Raw genomic sequence first — 21,317 nt, forward strand, 5'->3', positions numbered from 1 at the left:
AATTCATGTTTGGTGGCGATAGCGGAGGGGTTCCACACGTACCCATCCCGAACACGACCGTTAAGCCCTCCAGCGCCGATGGTACTTGGACCGCAGGGTCCTGGGAGAGTAGGACGTTGCCAAGCAAATAATAGTATGACTCTGCAAGTCGTACTCAGGTCGTCGAGAATGCCTCGACGGCTTTTTTTATTTTCCCATCATTCAACATAACATCCTATAAGGTATATACTGCGTATATGCAAATTTATGATAGTTACAAAAAAAGGCTGTTCCATGACTTTTAAAGGTCAAAGGAACAGCCTTTTATAATTTAATTTCGTAGACATTTTGGAGGGGAATTTCATTTCGAGCCGAATCTGTCGACTACAGCGAAACGAAGCACTGTTCCCATTGCTCGGTAATGGACGCTTTGTCAAGCTGCTCTCCAATGAGTGTGACATATCCCTGGCTCACCGGAAGTGCGGTGGGCTGCCATTCCAAGTGACTTCCTGAGAATTGCAAAAGCATTGTACCCTCATGCGGAAGCACACAATAACCTTTCGCACGAAGCAGCGAGGAACCTAGCCCAGTCAGGAAGTCTTCTAATCGTTGCTTTTCCAATGGCTGAGGAGAATATTGATGCAGTGTTAAGCTCTCCAGACGGGAAAAGGAATGGGGGCGGTCGTGATCGTGACTGTGGTTTTGACGGTGTGCAGAAATCACTTTGAATGCGGTACTTCTGGAGGCACTGCTAGGTCTTTCGTTATCTTTAGCGGGAATTGGGATAGGCGATGCTTCTGCATCGTTGGGCTGCATCTGTGCCGATGTATGTTGAAATACTTGTACAGGTTTCGGGTCAACCCATACGGAGTTCAGGACAGGTTCCAGCAGTGGTTCAAGGTCAATGCGGCTATACTCAGTAGTTTGCAACTTGGCCGTATCGTTGAGCTTGCGGATGTTCTTGACGACCTTAGCCACTTCACGGCTATTTGCGACATCCGTTTTGTTCACAACAATAAAGTCGGCGGAGCGAAGCTGTCCGTGCAGAGTCCGAACCAGCTCTTTGTCTGCAGTGAAGCGGCTGTTGTATTCATGGAACAGCTCAGCATCCACCACACTGATGCCGTGAACCAGATACAGCCGATCTGCCAGCAGTGGAGAGCGAAGTTCCTCCAACACCTGCTCGGGGTTGGCTACTCCGGTGGTCTCCATGAAGATCACATCTGGCTCTTGGCTGAGCAGGGTGTGCAGTGCGCCAGCCAGCTCATTTCTTTTGCTGCAACAAATGCACCCCTCTAGCAGTCCTTCCACTGTTACGTCAGGCATTTCCTCTGAAATAATAGCGCTGTCTACATCATATTCGCCCATTTCGTTCATTAAAACAGCAGCACGAAGAGGAATCTGACGAGTATAGGCTAACAGCCGCAAAAGTAGTGTCGTTTTGCCGCTTCCAAGAAAACCACTGATTAATATAACAGGAACTTTGTTCATCATTTTTCCTCCTTGGCGGGTTTAGTGTGCCGTATTCAAGCGATCATAGGTTGCTACCGAGTCTGCTTGGGTATAGACATAAGGGGATTCTGGCTGCTTGACAGTCGTTATTTTATCGGATCGAATTTCAAGTACGGGTGCATTATCCTTTTGCGTTGCATGCAGTGTTCCTTCAATAGTCACCCAGGTATCCTTGTCAAAGGACGGAGGGTTCTGGGATTGGACGATAACCCCGAATGGCATGGCATCGGCAGTACAGCACATAACGAGGAACCTTCCTACTGCAAATAGACCTTTACCCGGTAGGTTGTCGTCTTTATAGACAAAGCCAGTCACCTGTACTTTTTTTCCTTGAAAAGCGTGCTTATACAGTTCGATCGCTCCTATAGTTTCGGAAAAAATCTCCGGATGGATCTGTATAATGGGTTGCTGATACAGACGTTTCGCCAGCTCGGCGAATTCTACATTGTACTCATCGGGTGGAACGAACAGCTTATCCAGCGCTTCCTGACTCCATTTTCCCTTTAGAGGGAGCGAAGTTGGTGTGAAAGATGGAGTGGATAAAAGGGAGGCTGCGGGTGTGTTCGTGGTTTGTATGTCTGTTTTTCGTCGGATATCCGGGTTGGGATAGGTGAAGGACATACCTTTTTTGGCTGCCATATCACTGCCAAGCGCCTGATTGGGCAGCAGTGATCCGAACAGCAACGGAATGAGCAGCATTCCATATACGAGAGTTTTTTTGAACCAGCTTTGCGGTAAAGGATGTTCGCAATCGCATACATCTTCACCATCCCGGCTTCCCACGATTACGTGCCATGCCATTGCCAAAGCGATGAATATGAGTGGCACAGGACAGAGTAAAAGCAGCTTTTGCATCTGCGGAGCCAAGTAGTAATGAAGTGCACTTGTGCGATGTAATGTGATGATGTATACAGCTAATCCGATCATGAGCAAGGAGCGCATGCCATATTGACAGCGGATGCTAAAGGTTGAATTCACGTTTGTATTTACCTCCCCAATAACCATTCAGCAGCTATAGATCCCATCAGGACGAGTAAAATAATGAGTAAGCCCAAGATCACGACAAATTTGGTGCGAAAGGTGCTGAGCAGCATGAGTGTACCTTTGAAATCAAGCATCGGGCCGAGTACAAGAAAGGTTGCCAGCGGACCCAGTGTAAAAGTATGTGAAAAAGCAGTAGCTACAAAGGCATCAGAGGTGGAACATAGCGATAGCACGTAGGCAAAGCCCATCATAAAGGCGTACGAGCCAGCTGTTCCATTGCTTAACGAAAGCATTTCATCACGTGGGATAAAGGTTTGGATGCAAGCTGTCAATAATGCACCGATAATGAGATATTTACTCATGTCTAAAAACTCGTCGCCAGCATGTACAAAAAATCCCCGCCATGTGCGGTTATGCCGATGAGTCTGATTGTTCTGCTTTTGTTGGTTAAAAGAGAGCAAAGACCGTTTGAGCGGATGCACACGCACAAAGGCATATATGATCAATCCGAGGGTCGCGGAAACGACAAAGGCCAAACCCATTCGAACGACAATGACCTCAGGATGGGAAGGGAAAGCCATCATTGTCGCAGCCAGTACTACGGGATTGATAATAGGTCCGCTTAAGATAAAAGTGATACCCATATAGGCAGGCATTCCCTTGAGCATTAATTGGCGAACGACAGGGATCATGCCACACTCACAGATGGGAAACAGCATACCTAGCAAGGAGGCGAGCAGGACACCCGGCACAGGATGGGCAGGCGCTATTTTACGAATCCATGTCTCCGGTACAAGCCACTGTAAAAGGGATGAAACAAGCACACCGATCAGGAGAAACGGAACAGCCTCCAGAAAAATACCCATAAATACCGTCTTTAATGACTGCAGCTGCCCTATATCTAACAAACGAAGCCACTGAGGAGATAGCGTAATAAGCACAGGGATGAGAAAGGCAAACGGAATCATAAAAGGCAGCATCTTCAACAGCGTACGGTTTTTCATTCCACATCTCCTTGGGAATAAGGGTTCTTATCTACATCCTATGCCTGTGTTGGGACAATCATGCCGCAGGATTATGCTTGAATCACCTCCTATATTGACAATTCAAAGCGTGGTCATATATATTTATGTTCGGTAATAGTAATTATTACGATTAAAATCCGATAAATGATTGCAAGAAGAAAACTTTTACGGTACGATCCATATTAGTGCTGTAAAGACAAGGAGGATTATATGATACCGATTGTTGTTTTATCCGGATTTTTGGGCAGCGGGAAAACAACTCTTCTTCAGCATGCGCTGGCTTACTACAAGGAGCAGGGGCTCAAGCCAGCTATTCTGATGAATGAGTTGGGTGATGTTAATCTGGACGGCAGTTTGGTGAACGACCAAGCCCCCATGAAGGAAATGCTCAGTGGCTGTATATGCTGTACCATTCGCGGAGATTTGGGCGTCGAGCTCATGAATCTTGCCGAGGAATATAAGCCAGATGTGATTATTGTAGAATGTACCGGAGTGGCTAATCCAATGGAGATTGTAGATGCAGTGACAGATGCCTCCATATATTCTTCTATGGTTTTACAATCTGTTATCACGGTCGTGGATGCGCGTCAATTTCTGGATTTCTCCTTGGGTAGTGAGAGAAGCAAGTCGTTTCGTTTGATGCAGGATCAGCTGCGATGTGCTTCCAAACTGATTATTAACAAGACTGATTTATTGGCTGCGGGAGAATTGCAAAAAGTACAGGCCCTTGTAAAAGAATTAAATCCTTATGCTTTGACTGTAAGCACGGAGCGTAGTGACGTAGATTTGGGTGCCTTTTTCTCCATTCAAGGAGAGAAACGGATGGATGTTTCACGGCAAAAGGAGTCCACAGTCGATATCGCGAATGATCATCAGCATGCGGAAGCTCATTTTCACACGTATGGTCATGATGATCATACAGGCCATCATCCTCATGACTATCATGAGCCCGAGCATCACGACCATAAACATGAACACGGAGAGCATTATCATTCCTACGACCATGTAGTTGTTCATACGCATTTTTTTGGACAACCTGTGTCACGCTCCGAGTTTGAACAGTTGTTCCGCAGTTTGCCTGCTGAAATTTACCGGGCCAAAGGAATCGTGCGATTTTTGGAATCGGAGGGTCAAATGATGTTTCAATTTGCCTATCGTGAGCTGGAAATCATCCCGATCCGACCGCAAAAGCCAGTGAACGATGTAGCAGTGATCATGGGCGAGAATTTCTCTGCTTCTGAGATCGGGGAACGATTGAAAAAGCTTGAAGCGGCTGCAAAGCCACTGGCTAGTTCATGATTTCGAGAACAAATAGCGTTTATTCATCCAAGCCTCATTCTCGAGCTGATCTAGCAGGGAAGCCTCCATGGAGATTTACAACAATTCTGCTGCTATTAACTGCGGGACTGGTGCTGTCAGTTACACTTGCGGTCATGCTGGGTCCTGTGGCTGTCGCTCCAGGGACAGTATGGCGAATTGCGCTGTCCCATCTGCCCTGGCTGGATCAGTGGATACCCGTGACATGGACCAAACCGGAGCAATATATCGTCTGGGAAATTCGCTTTCCGCGTGTGCTGCTAGGTGTTGTCGTGGGAGCAGGACTTGCTGTTACCGGAGCGGCTATACAGGCATTAATTCGCAATTCGTTAGCAGACCCCTATATTCTAGGAGTCTCGTCGGGTGCTTCAGTGACAGCGACGTTAGTTATTGTGTTTGGAGCTTTTGGATTTTTGGGACGACTTACACTGCCCATATCTGCTTTTATAGGCTCTCTAGCTGCGATGCTTATGGTGTTTGCGTTGGCTCGTGTGGCCGGACGGATATCGACGACCCGCTTGCTGTTGGCAGGGGTGGCGGTATCTATGATGCTGTCGGCTGTGACTAGCTTTATCGTTACGATGGCCCCGAATGAAAAAGGCATCCGTGACGCGATGTATTGGATGATGGGAAGTCTGGCAGGCGCTCAATGGGATACGCTTTTCATTCCAAGCCTTATTATAGCGGTGGGAACGGCTGTCCTTTTGACCCGATACCGTTCATTGAATGCTTTGCTGACAGGAGAAGAAGCCGCCGTAACTCTCGGTGTGAACGTGCAGGCGTTCCGTGTATTATTGGTTGTTGTCGCTTCCCTTTTAACCGGGGCAGTCGTATCAGTGAGTGGCTCGATTGGTTTTGTCGGGCTTATGATTCCACACATCGTTAGGCTAATAGTGGGATCGGATCATCGGCGTGTCCTGCCTGTCAGCCTGCTTTCGGGAGCTATCTTCGTCGTGTGGGCAGACGTATGTGCCCGGCTCGTGCTAGCTCCACAGGAGCTGCCGATTGGTATTGTAACGGCTGTGTGTGGCGGACCTTTTTTTGTGTGGCTGCTGCGGCGCAGTACCTACTCGTTTGGAGGCGAAAAATGAATATAGAAGTCGAAGGCGTGACCTTCAGTATTCACGATAAACGATTGATCGACGGTATCAGTCTCCAGGTAAAAATGGGAGAGCTGGTCGGGCTGATCGGTCCAAATGGCAGTGGCAAATCGACGTTGCTTAAGAATATGTATCGTGTGCTAAGACCTGATAGTGGTTTGGTGACGCTGGATGGCCGGGATTTACTACGGATGAAGTACAAAGAGACAGCACGACAAATGGCAGTGGTAAGTCAGGATGCGCCCCAAACGTTTGATTTTTTAGTACGGGACATCGTCCTGATGGGCCGCCATCCTCATAAGAAACTGTTGGAAGCAGATACTGTCTTCGATCATGAGCTGGTTGAGCAGGCGCTGGAGCGGGTAGGCATGAATGCTCAAGCGGATCAGGGGTTTGGCACCCTGTCGGGCGGTGAAAAGCAACGGGTATTGATCGCCAGAGCTTTGGCCGGACAGGCAAAGTTTCTCATTTTGGATGAGCCAACGAATCATCTCGATATCCGGTATCAGCTGCAAATTCTCGATTTGGTCAAAACACTTCAGATCACTGCTTTAGCTGCACTGCATGATTTAAATTTGGCGGCATGTTATTGTGACCGATTGTATGTATTAAAAGAAGGCAAGGTGGTAGCCTCCGGCATAACAGAGAATGTGCTTCAGCCTGACCTGCTACGCAGTGTATTCGGGGTGGAAACAGAAATTCGCATTCATCCGAAAACCGGGAAACCGAGTATTACCTTTTTACCGGATTCTCTTAGAGGTGGAGACCATCTATGACATTAACAGGCAGAATGGTGATTCGATAAGGTAAGATAAAACTGTGAATGAAAGAGGAGACGTTACATATGAATAAATGTAGCAAACCCGCATTACCGCTGGTTATGCTAGCTTTGGCGATGCTGTTATTATCGGCCTGCGCAGCAGGAAACACGGCTCAAACCACAAATTCATCTGCAAACGGGCAGCAATCTGATGCATCGCAATCAACAACCCAAGAGAAGGCAGTAGAGATTGAGAACATGGGTGTAAAAATGGTATTTCCCGAAGCGCCCAAACGTGCGGTTACATTGAACCAGCATGCGACAGAAGTTATGCTGGCCCTTGGACTGGAATCTTCCATGGTAGGAACCGCCTATTTGGATGATCAGATTTTACCGAAATATAAGACTCAATATGATAAAATCCCGGTTCTAGCCAAACAATATCCGTCCAAAGAGGTGTTTATGGCAGCTGCACCGGATTTTGCCTATGCGGGCTGGAAGAGTGCCTTTAATGATAAAAATCTGGGTTCCCGTGAGGAGCTTGCCCAACAGGGCGTGCAAACCTATGTACAGGAATCCTCCAATAAGCCGGGTCCTATATTAGAAGATGTATATCGGGATATACTAAATATTGGACGTATTTTCCGGGTTGAGGAGCGTGCAGAAAAACTGGTAAATGACATGACATTCGTGCACAAGTGCAGTCCATTCAGACTCAAATTGGCACGGTTGAACGGGCACCCAAGGTTTTTGTTTATGACAGCGGCGAAGACAAGCCATTTACGGCTGCCAACAATTATCTGACGTCTTTGATTAAAAGTGTGAAGGCGAAAAATATTTTTGATGATATCGATAAAAGTTTTACGGAAGTAAGCTGGGAAGAGGTCGTGAACCGCAACCCTGATGTTATTATTATTCTCGACTACGGAGATACTTCACTGGCGGATAAAGAAAAGCTGCTGTTGAGCAAGCCCGCGCTGGCTGGTGTCGAAGCGATCAAAAACAAACGATTTGTGGTGCTGCCTCTATCCGCAGCGGCTGAAGGTGTGCGAGCACCGATTGCACTGAAAACCTTGGCAGCAGGCTTGTACCCGGACAAAGTGAAATAAACAAACAAAAGAGTTGCCAAAACATTGACGAACCTTGCCTAAACTGTTAAACTTGCTAATGCGTAAAGGTTACGTTTATCAAGCGCTTATTTTTTTATTACCAAATCGTAATAATTACGGTAGATGGTTTAATGATCATAAACGACCTGGAGAATCTGCGCTATGATGACCGCTCAGATGGCTCCAGGCTTTTTAAAGGAAAAGGAGATTTGCGTCATGTTATTGGCCTCATTGGAACAGGTCACATTTGGCTACGGAGATGTTCCTAACTTGGTGGATGCCAATGTTGAAATTTTTTCCGGAGAATTTGTGGCGATCACTGGACCCAACGGTGCTTCCAAATCGACGATGCTCAAGTTGCTGCTCGGTTTACTTCAGCCTTGGAAGGGCAAAGTGTTTATGTCCGACCGTACAGGTGAAGGTAAAAAGCTCGTTGTCGGATTTGTATCACAACAAATTGCTGCCTTCAATGGAGGATTTCCAAGTACCATCCTGGAATTTGTCCGTTCGGGTAGATATACTCATGGCTCTTGGCTGCGCCGGATGCGGGCTGAGGATCATGATCTGACAGAGCAGGCGCTTCGTCAAGTAGGGATGTGGGATTTACGGCACCGCAAAATCGGCGAATTGTCTGGTGGACAGAAGCAGCGTATTTGTGTGGCAAGGGCACTTGCTCAGGAATCGGATTTGCTCATTTTGGATGAGCCCACGACCGGAATGGATCAGGAAAGCCGACATCACTTCTACGATCTGATGAATCAGCAGGTTAAGGAATATGGAAGAACTGTAGTCATGGTTACCCATGGACTATCGGAAGTACAACATTATCTGGATCGTATTATTGAGCTTGAAAGGAAGGAAGATGGCGGATGGAAATGCTGCACTACGACTTCATGCAGCGGGCATTTTGTGCCGGTGGGGTAATTGCACTGCTGGCCTCGGTGCTTGGAGTATACCTGATGCTACGGCGTCAGGCTCTCATGGCGGACATGCTATCGCATGTATCGCTGGCAGGGGTGGCAGCAGGTGCCTATTTAGGGATTAACCCGACGATAACTGGATTTATTGTTGCGGTGATCGGTGCGATTATTGTTGAATACGTCCGCAGATCTTATAAAACGTATAGTGAGATTTCTGTGGCTATTATTATGGTAGGTGGCCTCTCAACGGCTGTTATTTTAATGAATCTGAATCAGAGCATTAACAAAGGCTTTTCCGCTTATTTGTTTGGTTCGGTAGTAGCCGTCAATCAGACCGAGCTGATGTTGATGATCGTTGTGGCTGTCATCGGAGGTATTTTCTTTTTCGTGTTCCGACGGCCTTTGTACCAGATTACCTTTGATGAAGAAACGGCAAAGACCAATGGTCTTCCTGTCAAGTCTATCTCGTTTGCGTTTAGTATTTTGACTGGGATGATTGTAGCCGCAGCCATGCCGATTGTCGGTGTACTGCTTGTCTCCTCACTAATCGTGTTGCCTGCTGCGCTGGCGATTCGAATTGCACCGAGCTTCGCGGCAGCTATCTGGATATCCATGATCACCGCATTGATCGGCGTATTTATGGGATTAACCGCATCATATGAACTCAGTACACCCCCAGGTGGGACGATTGCTATGGTGCTCTTATTATTCCTGATCGTAGGAGCTAGTATTCAAAAGCTGGTCCGTAAGCTTGGCAAGCAACAGGCTTCCCGACGTAAGAATGCGGCAGGTCAGTGAGTTTATAAAAAACTAACACATAAGGAGTTATGAATATGAATACATGGTTCAAAAAATCATTTGTATTATCCGCGGGGCTAGCACTTATTTTGGCCGGTTGCGGAGCTAAATCTGATCATGCAGCCACGAATGCATCTCAAACTGAACCTAATCCGGCACAAACAGCGGACAGTGGTAAAAAGCTGAATGTAGTCACCACTTTTTATCCGATGTATGAATTCACCAAGCAAGTTGCCGGAGATCATGCTAACGTAACCGCGTTGATTCCTGCTGGTGCTGAGCCGCATGATTGGGAGCCAAGCGCCAAGGATATGGCACAGGTTAAGGATGCTGACGTATTTGTATATAACGGGATCGTCGAAGGTTGGGCAGAACAGGCTTTGAGCAGCGCATCGAATGATAAGCGTGTAGTAGTTGAAGCAAGCAAAGGGTTGAACCTGATGGAAGGATCTGCCGAGGAGGAAGAAGGAGAAGAAGCACACGCAGAGGAAGGCCATGATCACGATCATGTGCTGGACCCTCATGTATGGCTTGATCCAGTCTTAGCTCAGAAAGAAGTAGAAGCTATAGAAGCAGGGCTTGTAAAAGCCGATCCTACAAACAAAGCGGACTATGAGAAAAACGCTGATGCTTATATTGCTAAGCTGAAAGAGCTGGATACTGAATTCAAAACGGGTCTGAAGAATGTAAAACGTAAAGACTTTATTACGCAGCATGCTGCTTTTAGCTATTTGGCTAAGCAATATGGTCTGACCCAAGTGCCAATTGCCGGATTATCTCCAGAGCAGGAGCCTACGCCGGACAAGTTGGCAGGTATTATCAAGTTTGCTAAAGAAAATAATGTGAAGACGATTTTCTTTGAAACATTGGTTGATCCGAAGGTTGCTGAAACCGTAGCTACTGAAATTGGTTCGAAAACGGATGTGCTGAATCCTCTTGAAGGACTGACGGATGAAGACAAGCAGAAAAACCTGGATTACCTTGGTGTGATGAAAAACAATCTGGAGGCTTTGAAAAAAGCTCTGAATGAATAAGCAAACTTTAAACGAATAGTTTAAAAAAAGATGTCGGTATGATACCGATGTCTTTTTTTATGTCTGTTTAAGGAGTTGACCCAATGATTCTTCTCACTTTAAATTCTCCTGCATAGTGCTAAGGGTTCATTGAATACCTAGTACTTTGTAATCTTCATACTACAGGAATGATTTACGTCATTGCGAAACGTTTTTATTGAAATTAATGCTGTAGTAGCTAGTTTCAAATTCCTTTTATAATTCAATGGTAGCGTTTTTCTTTTTACAGATTCTTTCTATTAATATAACTAGTTTTTTCACCGATATTGAAGTTTGGGCGTGCATATCATATGACAACGGATTGGAGAGGTTAACTTGGCAACAGTTATAATAGTGGATGATTCTTTATTTATGCGTTCTGTGCTTAAGGATATTCTGTTGGATTTAGGTCACTCTGTTATTGCAGAAGCGGAAAATGGATATGATGCAGTTTTGAAATATGCACACTTTCGACCAGATTTAATTACCATGGATATTAATATGCCTAAAATGGATGGGCTTGAGGCTGTTAAAAAGATTGTAGAGCTTGATCCTAAAGCCAACATCTTAATGTGTTCCGCTTTGGGTCAGCAGGAAGCAATTATACAAGCATTTAAGGCAGGGGCAAAAGATTTTATTGTGAAGCCATTTGAGATGGAAAGGGTCGTGAATGCCGTCACAAAAATGCTGGATAATTAATGAATCAAGCTTTTAATACATAATATTGAACATATTGAAGCGGGAGTTTCATGCTTATTTTTCACGAATATGGAGATGAATAGGATGAGCAATCGAGTATTGTCTCAAAAAGTATTTATAGATGAACTGATCGCTACGATCAAGAGTGGGGGGCTTGTTCCTGTAAATTATGAACACCTCATCAGTGAACAAAGGGGAAAAATGGATGCTCTAAACAATGAACTCACCGTTCGTATAGAGGCATTAGAGACAGATTTAATCTCTGCTTCGACATTTTCCATTCCGTTTGCCAATGGTGAAATTATGTTTCTTGCTCGTTATATTGTACTCATTGGGGATTATACCGAGGGTTACTTTGTATTTTATCGAGCAGAAGACTGCGAAAGTCCAGAAGAATATCAATTTTTAACAAGCTCTTATCAACTTCCACATGTATTGCTCGAATTATCTCACACTTTAAAGGAGCATGGTACTAATGAGCCACTTAATATTTTGACTTATTGGAATGGCCCTGTGTATCCGCTGAAAGATTTGAATAAAGAGGATATTAAGCTGTCCACCTATGAGTTTTAAATCCCTTGAGAGAGGCAACTCCCTCAGGGGATTTTTTTACATTGATAATCAAACGCATGTTCGCATATAATACAAACAAACGTTCTGATGAGGAGTGAAGGATGATGCTGGAGAAATATGTGGGACAGATCGTGGAAATCGTGTATATGGACCGAAAGGGAAAACTGTCTCATCGGCAGATAGAGGTGCATCGTGTGCAGAATGGTTTGATCCGGGCCACCTGTTTGCAAACTGGTCAGCCACGTGTTTTTCGATTAGATCATGTATTGGCATGGCATCCGGTAACCAGAACAGCATAGGAGGGGCTTACGATGGGAAAAAAGCTTGAAGGAAATGGCATATGGGAAAGCTCGCGTATGATTTTGCCTGAGCATCGGGAGGCATATGTAAGACTGATGAAGGAGCAGGGAAGACGCGGCAAGCCGACACTGGACGATCAGGAGATACAGCAGATTGAACAGGCCATTATCGTATCCTATAACGAACGGAAGCCTATTACACTAAGAGTGTTTAATCCGTTTGATGATGAGGAGCTGCGCGGACTGGTTACAGTGATTAACACAAGTCGGCGAGAAGTGAAGCTATCTCGTGGGGAAGAGGATTTTAGCTGGATTAAGTTGGAGGAAATTATCGAGGCGGATATCTAAAAATGGTCGGACTCAGAGTTTTTTTACATGGGTTCTATCGTTTTTTATAATTAAGATTGTAGCTCAGTGAATCCAGATTTACAATAAAACTGTAACTACAAAGGGGGAGTCAATTTGAAAATAAGTAAACATAATGCTGAACATTATATATGGGGAGAACAATGTGATGGTTGGCGCTTGGTGAAAAATGATGATTTGAGTATTATTCATGAGCGCATGCCGGGAAATACACATGAAGTCAGACATTATCATCATCATGCGCGCCAATTTTTCTTTATTTTATCAGGTGCAGCGGTACTTGAAGTGGATGGTGAACGCATCCAATTAGGATCTCAGGAAGGGTGTGAGGTTCCTCCTATGGTGCCTCATCAAATGTTTAATGAAACGAGTGAGGATGTTGAATTTTTGGTTATCTCTCAGCCTGCGAGCAGAGGCGACCGTGTGCTGACCGAAAACTAATATTAGGAGACAGCAGATTCCAAACGTATATAGGTCAAATAATGTTAGAGTATAAAAAAACCAGGCTAGCACATGTAAATCAAGTGCCCGACTGGTTTTTTTCTTTAATAGATGCCCGTTGCATCTGCAGGGAGAGCTTTTACGTGATGGAGATAGTTTGTTACACGTTGATCGTCCTCAATCGGGTATCTATAACCATAATGGTTCGCCACCTTCTGGGCAACTTCTCTAAATAAATTACCCATGATAAAAAGAGACTGCCACATATGTTCATAATCTGCATCCGCAAACGTTTGGATGTAGGCCGTCCAATGTTCAGGCTCAAGGTGCTTCTCGAAATATTTTCCCTGCTTACCTGGATCTGCCGTGAAGTTAGTTTGTATACCCATATGCCATTCCAGCATGAAGTGAAGCGCATCTCTTACAGGTCGATCCAACATGAATTTGGCATAGGGAAGCTCATGTCGCCATAATCCTTTAGCCACATAAGTACTGACCCACCAGAATTCGTTGCAGGAATCCGCATAGGTTTGGGCGGTTGGAGGGACCGTCTTATAAGCCTGAAGACTTGGCGGTGGGAAAGGCTCCACCAGGTCGTCTTTATCCAGCAGCAGTACACTTAAGCTGTCTCGGGGCCAATTGGCGATGTTAGTCACAGGGCAGAGGGTAAGATCAATGCGATTGCCATCCGTAAATAACATGAGAAAAGCAAAGCGATCACGGAACGTCACAGTAGGCTCCACATGCTCATCGGGTGTCTGCATAATGATCAATTCTCCAAAGCGGCGAATCCAGTGACGTTCCTGAATAAAGCTGTCCATGGAAGATACGAGAAAGACGATGTCATAATCCTGAAAAATATCTCGTGGAGCATGTGGATTGGCGCGTGAACCATTCATAATCACGGCACGTACCCGTTCATCCTCTTGAGCAAATTGGAGAATGGTATGCAGCATCTCTTGTTCACTTCTCACTATAGTTGTCTCCACAAGCGGTATCGAAAGGAAAAAAACGTAGATAAGACAGCAGTAGAAATAAAGCCCACCAGTTCAAGGATTATCAAGAAAAACGACCTCCTGTAAGTTGTTTTATCTGGCAAAAGTATCCTATCCTTACAATAGCTCATTCACGGAAGCCATTCAACTGAATAAACAGCGGGCAAATTGCTCGTATTCTTGCTGAGCTGGTTGAATAGAAGGATAAAATGCAATTGTTCAGAATTTGTTCAGTGACGAAATTGTATAATATCAAGCAGCAATCATAGATTTATTTCAACAGGAGGAAAGGTATGCATTTTTGCAAGTCTACTAAACGATTCACATGTGCATTAACAGCAGTATCACTAATCTTTTCATCGGCAATTTTAGTGGCGGATGCTGGTGCGGCACCAACCGAACAGCCCAAATTAATCCAAGATGGAACATGGAGCAAGTCTGCCGACGTTTGGATGGATGCACCAGAAAACTATGTTGGCAGATCTTCGGATGCAGTGTTAGGATATTACAGATCAGCGATTCAGTTTAAAATGCCCGAGCTGACTGGGAAGGTTGTAACGAAGGCAACCTTGCGTATTCATATCTCTTCTATCAGCTACAGCTCTAACCAGAATCCTTTTTTGATCGTGTATGGATCGACTGCTGATGTTTGGAGCAGCGGAGCTTTTCCGCTAAACCCGCTGGATCAGCCTTCGGATACGAAAACAGGCTCAGACCTTCAAGTAGGATGGGTTGATTTTGATGTTACCCATTTTGTACAACAACAGACGGATGGTATGGTCTCATTTGCATTGCTTGCCAACGAAGCAGGGAACCCTGGAGACTATTCGGAAATTACATATTCAGCCGACGACAACGGCGTAGATATTCCCCAGTTGATATTGGAAACATCAGCCTCGGCTGTTTCGTCTAAAATGCCTGAGGTAGCCGCTGTGACTACTGAGGAAGATATCCCAACATCTAATATAACCATTACACCAAACCCGCAAGATTCAACGGTAGTGACACATTATCAAATTACGAACATTATCGGAGGCAGGCTGTATCATAGCGATGGTATCACCGAGATTTCCAACGGAACGTTTATCACAGCAGCAGAAGCTAGGGATGGCGTGAGGTTTGTGCCTATGGCAAACGCCAACAACGCAGCGGGAGATACCTTCTCTTTTGATGTGCAGGCGGCTCAGAGTGCAACGGGTAATGGACTGAGCGATGCCACTAAGGCTGTTGTCCATGTTACGGAAGTAAACGATCCCCCGGCAGCGCAAGACGAAACGCTATCCTCCATTACAGAAGACTCAGGAGAGCGGACAATTCCTTTTGCAGAACTGCTTGCGCATGCGTCTGCCGGTCCGAATGAGAATGGTCAACACCTAACGGTATCCTCAGTCAGCAGCATCGCAGGAGGGGCTGTACGTTTAGATGGAACAAATGTAATTTTTACACCTCAGCCGAATTTTAATGGAACCGCTAGCTTCTCTTTTACCGTCACCGATGATGGAACATCGAACGGCGTCTCAGTCCCGCAGTCGGTGGTCAAGCAAGCCTCTTTTACAGTAAATTCCGTCACTGATGTCCCTAACGTGACTGATGCTTTGACAGAGGAAGACAAGCAAAGCTTTGACGGTTTGATCATTACTCGTAATCAAGTGGATGGATCTGACGTGTCGTACTTTAGAATCTCAAACATTATTGGTGGAACCCTCTATAAAAATGATGGGGTAATGGAAATCCGAGATGGTCAATTTATTTCTGTAGCGGATGGCGAAGCAGGGCTTAAATTTACGCCAAATCTTTATGCTAACTCTCCGTCAGGTGATCATTTCAGTTTCGACGTACAATCATCACTAGATATGAGTGGAACAGGGATCAGCGAGCCGAACCAAGCCAAAATCACTGTGAGTGAGGTAAACAACAGTCCGATAGCTGTGAATGATACACTACCATCGTTATCGGCAAGTGCAGGGGCACAATCTATCGCTATTGATGAACTCTTAGCAAACGACACGGCAGGCCCTGTCAACGAGAACTTACAACATCTGAGCATCGCATCGGTAGAAAATGCACAAGGTGGGACGGTAGTTCTAGACGGAGCGGTTGTACTATTCACTCCGAATTCAGGCTACCAGGGCCCGGCAAGTTTTGATTATACTGTGATTGATGACGGTACAACGAACGGAGCATTAGATGCGAAGAGTTCAACAGCTACCGTTTCATTCACTATCAACCCAGCACCGACACCAGATCCGGTACCAACACCAGATCCGGTACCAACACCAGATCCGGTACCAACGCCAGATCCGGTACCAACGCCAGATCCAGTACCAACACCAGATCCGGTGCCAACGCCAGATCCAGTACCAACACCAGATCCGGTACCAACACCAGATCCGGTGCCAACGCCAGATCCAGTACCAACACCAGATCCGGTACCAACGCCAGATCCGGTACCAACGCCGGATCCAGTACCAACGCCGGATCCGGTACCAACACCAGATCCGGTGCCAACACCAGATCCGATACCAACAGATGATAGTCACACGGAATTGCGTGTTTCTATCAATAATGGTCAAATGCTGGTAGGGGGTACAGAACGGGCTATAGCAAAAGTTGTAAAATCGGACTCATCAGAGATTGATGTCAGTGAAGAAGCAACTTGGACTTCCAGCAATGCGAATGTCGCTACGGTTACTCAGGGAGAGATTAGAGCACTTTCAGAAGGGAACACGGTAATTTCCGCCACATACAGCGGATATAGCTTTAATGTTCCAGTTACCGTAACAGCTGTTGCTGCTCCCGCACCCAATAATGCTGGCAGTGATTCCAGTAGTTCCAGTGGCGGCGGGTCTGGGCATCGAAACAGGGACCGTTCTAGCGATGATTCCAGCAGCAATACGGCAACATCAGCTGTATCATCTCCATCGGTGACTGTATCTAAAGAACCAGTAACTGTACCTGTATCTGAAGAATTGGTGACTGAGCCAACTGCTCCTGTGCAAGACATATTCAACAGTAACGTAGTGGTTGCAGACAACAAAGTACTGCAGAATATAAAGTCCAAAGCAGAATCTGCTTTAAATTCTTCTACTAGTGTTAAACCTTCAGACCTACAAGGACATTGGGCAGAAAAGACGGTCGACACGTTTTCTAAGCTGGGTATCGTAAATGGATATAAGGATGGCAGTTTCAGACCTGATGGTGAAATTACCCGTGCGGAGTTTTCTGCTATCATTTCTAGAATCTTCGATATTAGTGGTGGAAATCAGCCTGTGGCTTTGAACGATATTGGGGATCACTGGGCGCAGGATGCCATAACAAAATTGACCGCAGCTGGAGTATTAAACGGTTATGAGGATGGTACTTTTAAACCGGATCAAACAATTGTCCGTCAAGAAATGGCTGTCATTTTGGCGCGGATCTTGGATTTAGACCGATTGAAAAAGGACACCTCGAATGAAAAAAGCTTCACCGACTTGTCCGCTTCTTTTGCGGCTGATACGATTAAACAATTAGCACAAGCCGGTGTGCTTTCGGGTATAAGTACGAGTCAATTTGGACCTAAGTATCATGCGTCACGTGCTGAAGCCTTGACTGCGATTTATAATGCACTTAGTTTGAACAGCGAAATTAAAACCGTATTGGAAAGTTTGGAGCAGTAATCTAGAATGATACAGAGGCGAGCCTGTTTGGCTCGTCTTTTTACTTGATACCTACCGCAAGCATATGCGGGCTCATGCCGATGACAGAATCCTGCTCTTCAACCTGCTGTGCTATATCCAGCAAACGTCTGCGATGAGAAGGAATGGCCCATTTCTCTTCAAATCCGGGTGCAATCCAGACGGGGCCTTCGACACCCAGTACACGAGGCTCCTGCAATCCAGCCGCCTGCCAGTCTGCACGCAAGGCATCCGGTGTATGAAAGTAGGAGCGTGTGATAAAAGAGGGATAAGCCGCCGGTCGTACATGCTGACCATCTGTTAACTCCTGTCTGACCATATCCATGAACGCATCTTCCTCCACAATGGTATTGCACTCGCCGTACACCGATAGCCCCCACAGTAACGAGCCAAACCTGGAAATAGCCGAAGTAATCAGCGTTCCCCCCTTCTTTAAGACACGCGCTGCTTCTTGCAGTGCTTTTACTCTTTCCTTCTGTTCTGTTAAATGATATAAAGGTCCCATCAATAGCACGATGTCTGCGCTTTCATCTTTACGATCAAGATTTCTGGCATCTGCGATTTCCAGCTTGCTGATGATGGGTTTATTCAGTTGCTGCTGACGAGCGAATTCAATGGCTTGCGAAGAGAGATCGAATAGATGAACTTCATATCCCAGTTCTGCCAGCCACGAAGAGTAGCCCCCTACACCGCCGCCGATATCATAAATAATATGAGTGGACTTGCTGAGATAACGGGAAATGATTTCTTTTGATCTTTCCAGCTCTATTTTTCCGATGCCTCGCTCTAATCTGCCTATTTCTGCACCGCCATCATAATAAGCCAGAATTTCATGCGTATCTTTTTCGAACATAGTGCATCTCACCTCATGTAATTGGAATAATATAACATTAACACTTGCGTCATAAACAAGTCTACCGTTTTTGGCCAAGGAAACCATCCATCGAAAGCATTGAGAAAGAAAAGAGCTGTTCCCCAGTAGCTAAAACTACTTTTGGGAACAGCCCGTATTTAAATGATGTTTGTTTCCAGCATGTTTTCGAGATCTTCTTTGGTAAGGTGGTAATGTGCGTTACAAAAATGGCAATGGGCTTCAGCTTGTCCATCGGTACGAATCATGTCTTCTATTTCCTGATTCCCTAAGCTGATAATGGCATTGGTAACTCGTTCTTCTGAGCAGGGACAATGAAATTGTACAGGCATGGTTTCCAGTATGTTCATGTTGCCTTCTCCCAAAATCTGGACCAGAATCTGCTCTGGCGTAAGACCTTCCATGACCATTGCGGAGATGCTCGGAATGCTCTCAATCCGTCTCTCGATAAAACTGATAACCTCTTCCGATGTACCCGGCATCAGCTGAATAATAAAACCTCCAGCCGCCTGAATGGAGTTATCCGGGTTAACAATAACCCCTGCTCCCACAGAAGAAGGAATTTGTTCGGATTGAACGAGATAAGAGGTGAAATCCTCGCCCAGTTCACCCGATATGAGAGGGACTTGTCCAACAAATGGTTGTTTTAGGCCGATATCTTTGGATACAATCAGCGCTCCATCTGTTCCTACGGCTCTGGCGACATCTAATTTCCCGATCTGATTAAGCTCAAAATGGGTTTGCGGATTTTTTACATAACCTCTAACTTCTCCTTTGGCATTGGTATCGACAAGAATAGTGCCGATGGGCCCTCCACCGTTAATCCGAATCGTCAGTTTATCCTCATGTTTAAGCATAGCTCCCAGCATCACGCCCACCGTCATGGAACGTCCCAATGCAGCCGATGCTGTTGGCCAGGTATAATGACGCTGCTGGGCTTCACTTACCGTTTCCGTTGTTCTCACAGCATAAGCCCGCACCTGGTTATTGTAGGCAAGAGCTTTTACTAAATAATCATTCATGTTCATATCCCTTTCTGTTTTTGAAGTTCTTTACAAGACCATTTTTTCTTGAATCCAGTTCTTCAAAGAAGTAATTTTCGCATCATATCCTTCTTTAAAAAAGTCAGCAGAGAGTGACGCGATGGTTTCTCTTTTCAGAACGGCTTTCCAGGAGGCTTCCGCTTCTTCCATCAAATTTGCCAGTAAACAGCACTGATCGTCTTTCTTTAATTCAAGCATATCGTTGTATATACCGCTGGAAGAATAGAGGGTTTGCTGTCCCTCAATCGCCAGATAAATATCAAATACTCGTATATCCTCAGGTTTTTTCTTTAATTTGAATCCGCCCTTGACACCAGGTACAGAAGTAATCAAATCAGAGCTAACCAATTTTCGTAACAGCTTATGAAAATAAGTAGGTGAAGCGCCTAACTGCTGGCTAATGGCCTCTCCAGGTAAAACGGCTTTGTCCGGTAGCATCGTGAGCAGAAGGAGAGCGTAGACAGATTGTTCGACACCTGTTTTCATATGCACTAGCAATCACCTCAATATGTTATAACCAGGCTAACATGGATAATTATTATCCACATATGAGCATGATAGACGAGCTGATCGTAAAAGTAAACTATTTTTTGATAAATACTAAAAATTAAAATTATTTGCAATTCATAAGGGGACGCATTATTATAGTTGATGCATCAATTGATAGGTCAAAGAATTAAGGCGTTGAAAGAAATACGTAAAATAATAGTTTGACAGGAGGTTTATATAAAATGACCACGCGGAATGTTGCACTGTCTATATTAGATCTTGCACCTGTCATTGAAGGCGGTACTCCTGCCGATTCTTTTCGTGATACGGTGGATCTTGCCCAGCATGCTGAGCAATGGGGATACCGACGCTATTGGCTAACGGAGCATCATAATATGCAGGCGGTTGCCAGCGCTGCTACTTCTGTGATCATCGGACATGTGGCTGCACATACCCACAAGATTCGGGTCGGTTCAGGTGGTATTATGCTGGCTAACCATGCTCCACTCATAATTGCGGAGCAGTTTGGAACCTTAGAGTCGCTTTATCCGGGGCGAATTGATCTGGGACTTGGTCGGGCTCCCGGCACGGATCAACCTGCAATGAGAGCATTGCGGCGAGGGCTGCACGCCACAGGGGAAGATTTCCCCGAGCAACTGAATGAGCTGCGCTCTTACCTGAATCCAGCGTTAAACGGAGCCGTGCCGGGGGTGAGAGCGATTCCAGGAGAAGGGATGGATATACCTATCTGGTTGTTGGGCTCAAGCGGATTCAGTGCTCAGCTGGCAGGTCAGCTTGGGCTGCCGTTTGCGTTCGCTAGCCACTTTGCCCCGGCTCATTTGCTACAGGCGCTGGAATTGTATCACCGTAATTTCCGGCCGTCCAAGGCACTGGATCAACCGTATGTGATGGTTGGTGTGAATGTGGTTGCTGCAGATTCTGATGAAGAAGCACAACGGCTTTTTACTTCACAAGAACAACAATTTTTAAATGTGCTGCGCGGACATAGCGGAGGACTAAAACCACCAGTCGATGACATGGATAAGCTTTGGAGTGAGCAGGAGAAGGAGATGGTTCGTGGTAATATGCTGGGGTATTCAGCAATCGGTAGTCCTGACACAGTCAAGCAAAGGCTGGATTTTATAATCAACCAGACGAGAGCCGATGAGTTGATTACCACCGCTCAGGTATATGATCACCAGGCACGTTTGCGTTCGTACGAGCTACTAGCCCAAGTGATGCGCATAGATGAGTAAATAGATGAGTAAATAAATGAGTTAAACAAACGAGGCTGTGCCAGAGAGGTTC

The 21,317-nt window shown here is 45.6% G+C and carries 20 protein-coding genes, 1 rRNA gene and 1 pseudogene; 15 read left to right on the forward strand and 7 right to left on the reverse strand.

Annotated features, from left to right (window positions below; translation table 11 throughout):
• The first annotated feature begins 8 nt into the window (after positions 1 to 8).
• Positions 9 to 125: ribosomal RNA gene (gene rrf / locus MMB75_RS24810) — 5S ribosomal RNA — on the forward strand.
• A gap of 238 nt (positions 126 to 363) precedes the next feature.
• Here rrf and MMB75_RS24815 read toward each other — a convergent pair.
• The 3 genes from MMB75_RS24815 to MMB75_RS24825 are packed head-to-tail and all read right to left on the reverse strand — an operon-like array spanning position 364 to position 3,479.
• On the reverse strand, positions 364 to 1,473 hold the full coding sequence (locus tag MMB75_RS24815) for a CobW family GTP-binding protein (protein WP_257127016.1): 1,110 nt from the start codon (positions 1,471 to 1,473) through the stop codon (positions 364 to 366).
• Positions 1,474 to 1,491: 18 nt separating this feature from the next.
• The gene (locus tag MMB75_RS24820; RefSeq protein WP_257127017.1) at positions 1,492 to 2,469 is read right to left on the reverse strand and encodes a TIGR03943 family putative permease subunit; all 978 of its coding nucleotides are present in this window, start codon (positions 2,467 to 2,469) and stop codon (positions 1,492 to 1,494) included.
• An 8-nt stretch (positions 2,470 to 2,477) separates the two neighbouring features.
• Entirely contained in the window at positions 2,478 to 3,479 is a 1,002-nt protein-coding gene (locus MMB75_RS24825; RefSeq protein ID WP_257127018.1) for a permease, read from the reverse strand.
• A 231-nt stretch (positions 3,480 to 3,710) separates the two neighbouring features.
• Here MMB75_RS24825 and MMB75_RS24830 point away from each other — a divergent pair, with 231 nt between their 5' ends.
• The 12 genes and pseudogenes from MMB75_RS24830 (at position 3,711) to MMB75_RS24885 (ending at position 12,934) form a co-directional block, all read left to right on the forward strand.
• Positions 3,711 to 4,799, forward strand: a complete 1,089-nt coding sequence (locus MMB75_RS24830) for a CobW family GTP-binding protein (RefSeq protein ID WP_016818442.1) — start codon at positions 3,711 to 3,713, stop codon at positions 4,797 to 4,799.
• Positions 4,796 to 5,908 (forward strand): FecCD family ABC transporter permease, encoded by a 1,113-nt coding sequence (locus MMB75_RS24835; RefSeq protein WP_257127019.1) that lies wholly within the window; start codon positions 4,796 to 4,798, stop codon positions 5,906 to 5,908. Before MMB75_RS24830 ends, MMB75_RS24835 begins: the two co-directional genes overlap by 4 nt.
• Positions 5,905 to 6,693 (forward strand): ABC transporter ATP-binding protein, encoded by a 789-nt coding sequence (locus MMB75_RS24840; RefSeq protein WP_257127020.1) that lies wholly within the window; start codon positions 5,905 to 5,907, stop codon positions 6,691 to 6,693. Before MMB75_RS24835 ends, MMB75_RS24840 begins: the two co-directional genes overlap by 4 nt.
• Before the next feature lie 68 nt (positions 6,694 to 6,761).
• Positions 6,762 to 7,786: pseudogene (locus MMB75_RS24845) on the forward strand (ABC transporter substrate-binding protein).
• A gap of 216 nt (positions 7,787 to 8,002) precedes the next feature.
• Entirely contained in the window at positions 8,003 to 8,710 is a 708-nt protein-coding gene (locus MMB75_RS24850) for a metal ABC transporter ATP-binding protein (RefSeq protein ID WP_170973163.1), read from the forward strand.
• A complete protein-coding gene (locus tag MMB75_RS24855) occupies positions 8,656 to 9,504 on the forward strand; it encodes a metal ABC transporter permease (RefSeq protein ID WP_016818447.1) in 849 nt (282 codons plus the stop codon). Before MMB75_RS24850 ends, MMB75_RS24855 begins: the two co-directional genes overlap by 55 nt.
• 35 nt (positions 9,505 to 9,539) lie before the next feature.
• On the forward strand, positions 9,540 to 10,538 hold the full coding sequence (locus tag MMB75_RS24860; protein ID WP_016818448.1) for a metal ABC transporter substrate-binding protein: 999 nt from the start codon (positions 9,540 to 9,542) through the stop codon (positions 10,536 to 10,538).
• A 354-nt stretch (positions 10,539 to 10,892) separates the two neighbouring features.
• Complete coding sequence (locus MMB75_RS24865; protein WP_014599711.1) at positions 10,893 to 11,255, forward strand: response regulator; 363 nt, start codon at positions 10,893 to 10,895, stop codon at positions 11,253 to 11,255.
• 84 nt (positions 11,256 to 11,339) lie between these two features.
• Entirely contained in the window at positions 11,340 to 11,828 is a 489-nt protein-coding gene (locus MMB75_RS24870; RefSeq protein ID WP_016818449.1) for a hypothetical protein, read from the forward strand.
• A gap of 104 nt (positions 11,829 to 11,932) precedes the next feature.
• Positions 11,933 to 12,127 carry a hypothetical protein gene (locus MMB75_RS24875; protein WP_017428465.1) on the forward strand — a complete coding sequence of 65 codons (195 nt, stop codon included), beginning with the start codon at positions 11,933 to 11,935 and terminating at the stop codon, positions 12,125 to 12,127.
• A gap of 12 nt (positions 12,128 to 12,139) precedes the next feature.
• Complete coding sequence (locus tag MMB75_RS24880; RefSeq protein ID WP_016818450.1) at positions 12,140 to 12,475, forward strand: YolD-like family protein; 336 nt, start codon at positions 12,140 to 12,142, stop codon at positions 12,473 to 12,475.
• A gap of 114 nt (positions 12,476 to 12,589) precedes the next feature.
• Positions 12,590 to 12,934 (forward strand): cupin domain-containing protein, encoded by a 345-nt coding sequence (locus MMB75_RS24885; protein WP_016818451.1) that lies wholly within the window; start codon positions 12,590 to 12,592, stop codon positions 12,932 to 12,934.
• A 104-nt stretch (positions 12,935 to 13,038) separates the two neighbouring features.
• Here MMB75_RS24885 and MMB75_RS24890 read toward each other — a convergent pair whose 3' ends face one another.
• Entirely contained in the window at positions 13,039 to 13,908 is an 870-nt protein-coding gene (locus MMB75_RS24890) for an aminoglycoside 6-adenylyltransferase (RefSeq protein ID WP_016818452.1), read from the reverse strand.
• Positions 13,909 to 14,222: 314 nt separating this feature from the next.
• Between MMB75_RS24890 and MMB75_RS24895 the strand changes: the two genes are divergently transcribed.
• Complete coding sequence (locus MMB75_RS24895; RefSeq protein ID WP_277511324.1) at positions 14,223 to 17,588, forward strand: S-layer homology domain-containing protein; 3,366 nt, start codon at positions 14,223 to 14,225, stop codon at positions 17,586 to 17,588.
• Positions 17,589 to 17,628: 40 nt separating this feature from the next.
• Here the strand turns inward: MMB75_RS24895 and MMB75_RS24900 are convergent, their stop codons facing one another.
• The 3 genes from MMB75_RS24900 to MMB75_RS24910 form a co-directional block, all read right to left on the reverse strand.
• On the reverse strand, positions 17,629 to 18,459 hold the full coding sequence (locus tag MMB75_RS24900; protein ID WP_045245402.1) for a class I SAM-dependent methyltransferase: 831 nt from the start codon (positions 18,457 to 18,459) through the stop codon (positions 17,629 to 17,631).
• 158 nt (positions 18,460 to 18,617) lie between these two features.
• Positions 18,618 to 19,499 (reverse strand): Hsp33 family molecular chaperone HslO, encoded by an 882-nt coding sequence (gene hslO / locus MMB75_RS24905; RefSeq protein WP_045245403.1) that lies wholly within the window; start codon positions 19,497 to 19,499, stop codon positions 18,618 to 18,620.
• A 30-nt stretch (positions 19,500 to 19,529) separates the two neighbouring features.
• A complete protein-coding gene (locus MMB75_RS24910; RefSeq protein ID WP_025364755.1) occupies positions 19,530 to 20,012 on the reverse strand; it encodes an RrF2 family transcriptional regulator in 483 nt (160 codons plus the stop codon).
• A 239-nt stretch (positions 20,013 to 20,251) separates the two neighbouring features.
• On the opposite strand from MMB75_RS24910, the gene MMB75_RS24915 reads away from it, so the two are divergent.
• Positions 20,252 to 21,265, forward strand: a complete 1,014-nt coding sequence (locus MMB75_RS24915) for an LLM class flavin-dependent oxidoreductase (protein ID WP_045245404.1) — start codon at positions 20,252 to 20,254, stop codon at positions 21,263 to 21,265.
• Positions 21,266 to 21,317 lie beyond the last annotated feature (52 nt).

Origin of the sequence: Paenibacillus sp. P2(2022), from assembly GCF_029522175.1 — a bacterium.
GTDB classification, from domain to species: Bacteria; Bacillota; Bacilli; order Paenibacillales; family Paenibacillaceae; genus Paenibacillus; species Paenibacillus polymyxa.

Bases quoted from the DNA above. Each gene is read 5' to 3' on its own strand.
- MMB75_RS24815 (WP_257127016.1), bottom strand. From the start codon at position 1,473: ATGATGAACAAAGTTCCTGTTATATTAATCAGTGGTTTTCTTGGAAGC.
- MMB75_RS24825 (WP_257127018.1), bottom strand. From the start codon at position 3,479: ATGAAAAACCGTACGCTGTTGAAGATGCTGCCTTTTATGATTCCGTTT.
- MMB75_RS24830 (WP_016818442.1), top strand. From the start codon at position 3,711: ATGATACCGATTGTTGTTTTATCCGGATTTTTGGGCAGCGGGAAAACA.
- MMB75_RS24835 (WP_257127019.1), top strand. From the start codon at position 4,796: ATGATTTCGAGAACAAATAGCGTTTATTCATCCAAGCCTCATTCTCGA.
- MMB75_RS24840 (WP_257127020.1), top strand. From the start codon at position 5,905: ATGAATATAGAAGTCGAAGGCGTGACCTTCAGTATTCACGATAAACGA.
- MMB75_RS24850 (WP_170973163.1), top strand. From the start codon at position 8,003: ATGTTATTGGCCTCATTGGAACAGGTCACATTTGGCTACGGAGATGTT.
- MMB75_RS24855 (WP_016818447.1), top strand. From the start codon at position 8,656: ATGGAAATGCTGCACTACGACTTCATGCAGCGGGCATTTTGTGCCGGT.
- MMB75_RS24860 (WP_016818448.1), top strand. From the start codon at position 9,540: ATGAATACATGGTTCAAAAAATCATTTGTATTATCCGCGGGGCTAGCA.
- MMB75_RS24870 (WP_016818449.1), top strand. From the start codon at position 11,340: ATGAGCAATCGAGTATTGTCTCAAAAAGTATTTATAGATGAACTGATC.
- MMB75_RS24875 (WP_017428465.1), top strand. From the start codon at position 11,933: ATGCTGGAGAAATATGTGGGACAGATCGTGGAAATCGTGTATATGGAC.
- MMB75_RS24880 (WP_016818450.1), top strand. From the start codon at position 12,140: ATGGGAAAAAAGCTTGAAGGAAATGGCATATGGGAAAGCTCGCGTATG.
- MMB75_RS24895 (WP_277511324.1), top strand. From the start codon at position 14,223: ATGCATTTTTGCAAGTCTACTAAACGATTCACATGTGCATTAACAGCA.
- MMB75_RS24900 (WP_045245402.1), bottom strand. From the start codon at position 18,459: ATGTTCGAAAAAGATACGCATGAAATTCTGGCTTATTATGATGGCGGT.
- hslO (WP_045245403.1), bottom strand. From the start codon at position 19,499: ATGAATGATTATTTAGTAAAAGCTCTTGCCTACAATAACCAGGTGCGG.
- MMB75_RS24915 (WP_045245404.1), top strand. From the start codon at position 20,252: ATGACCACGCGGAATGTTGCACTGTCTATATTAGATCTTGCACCTGTC.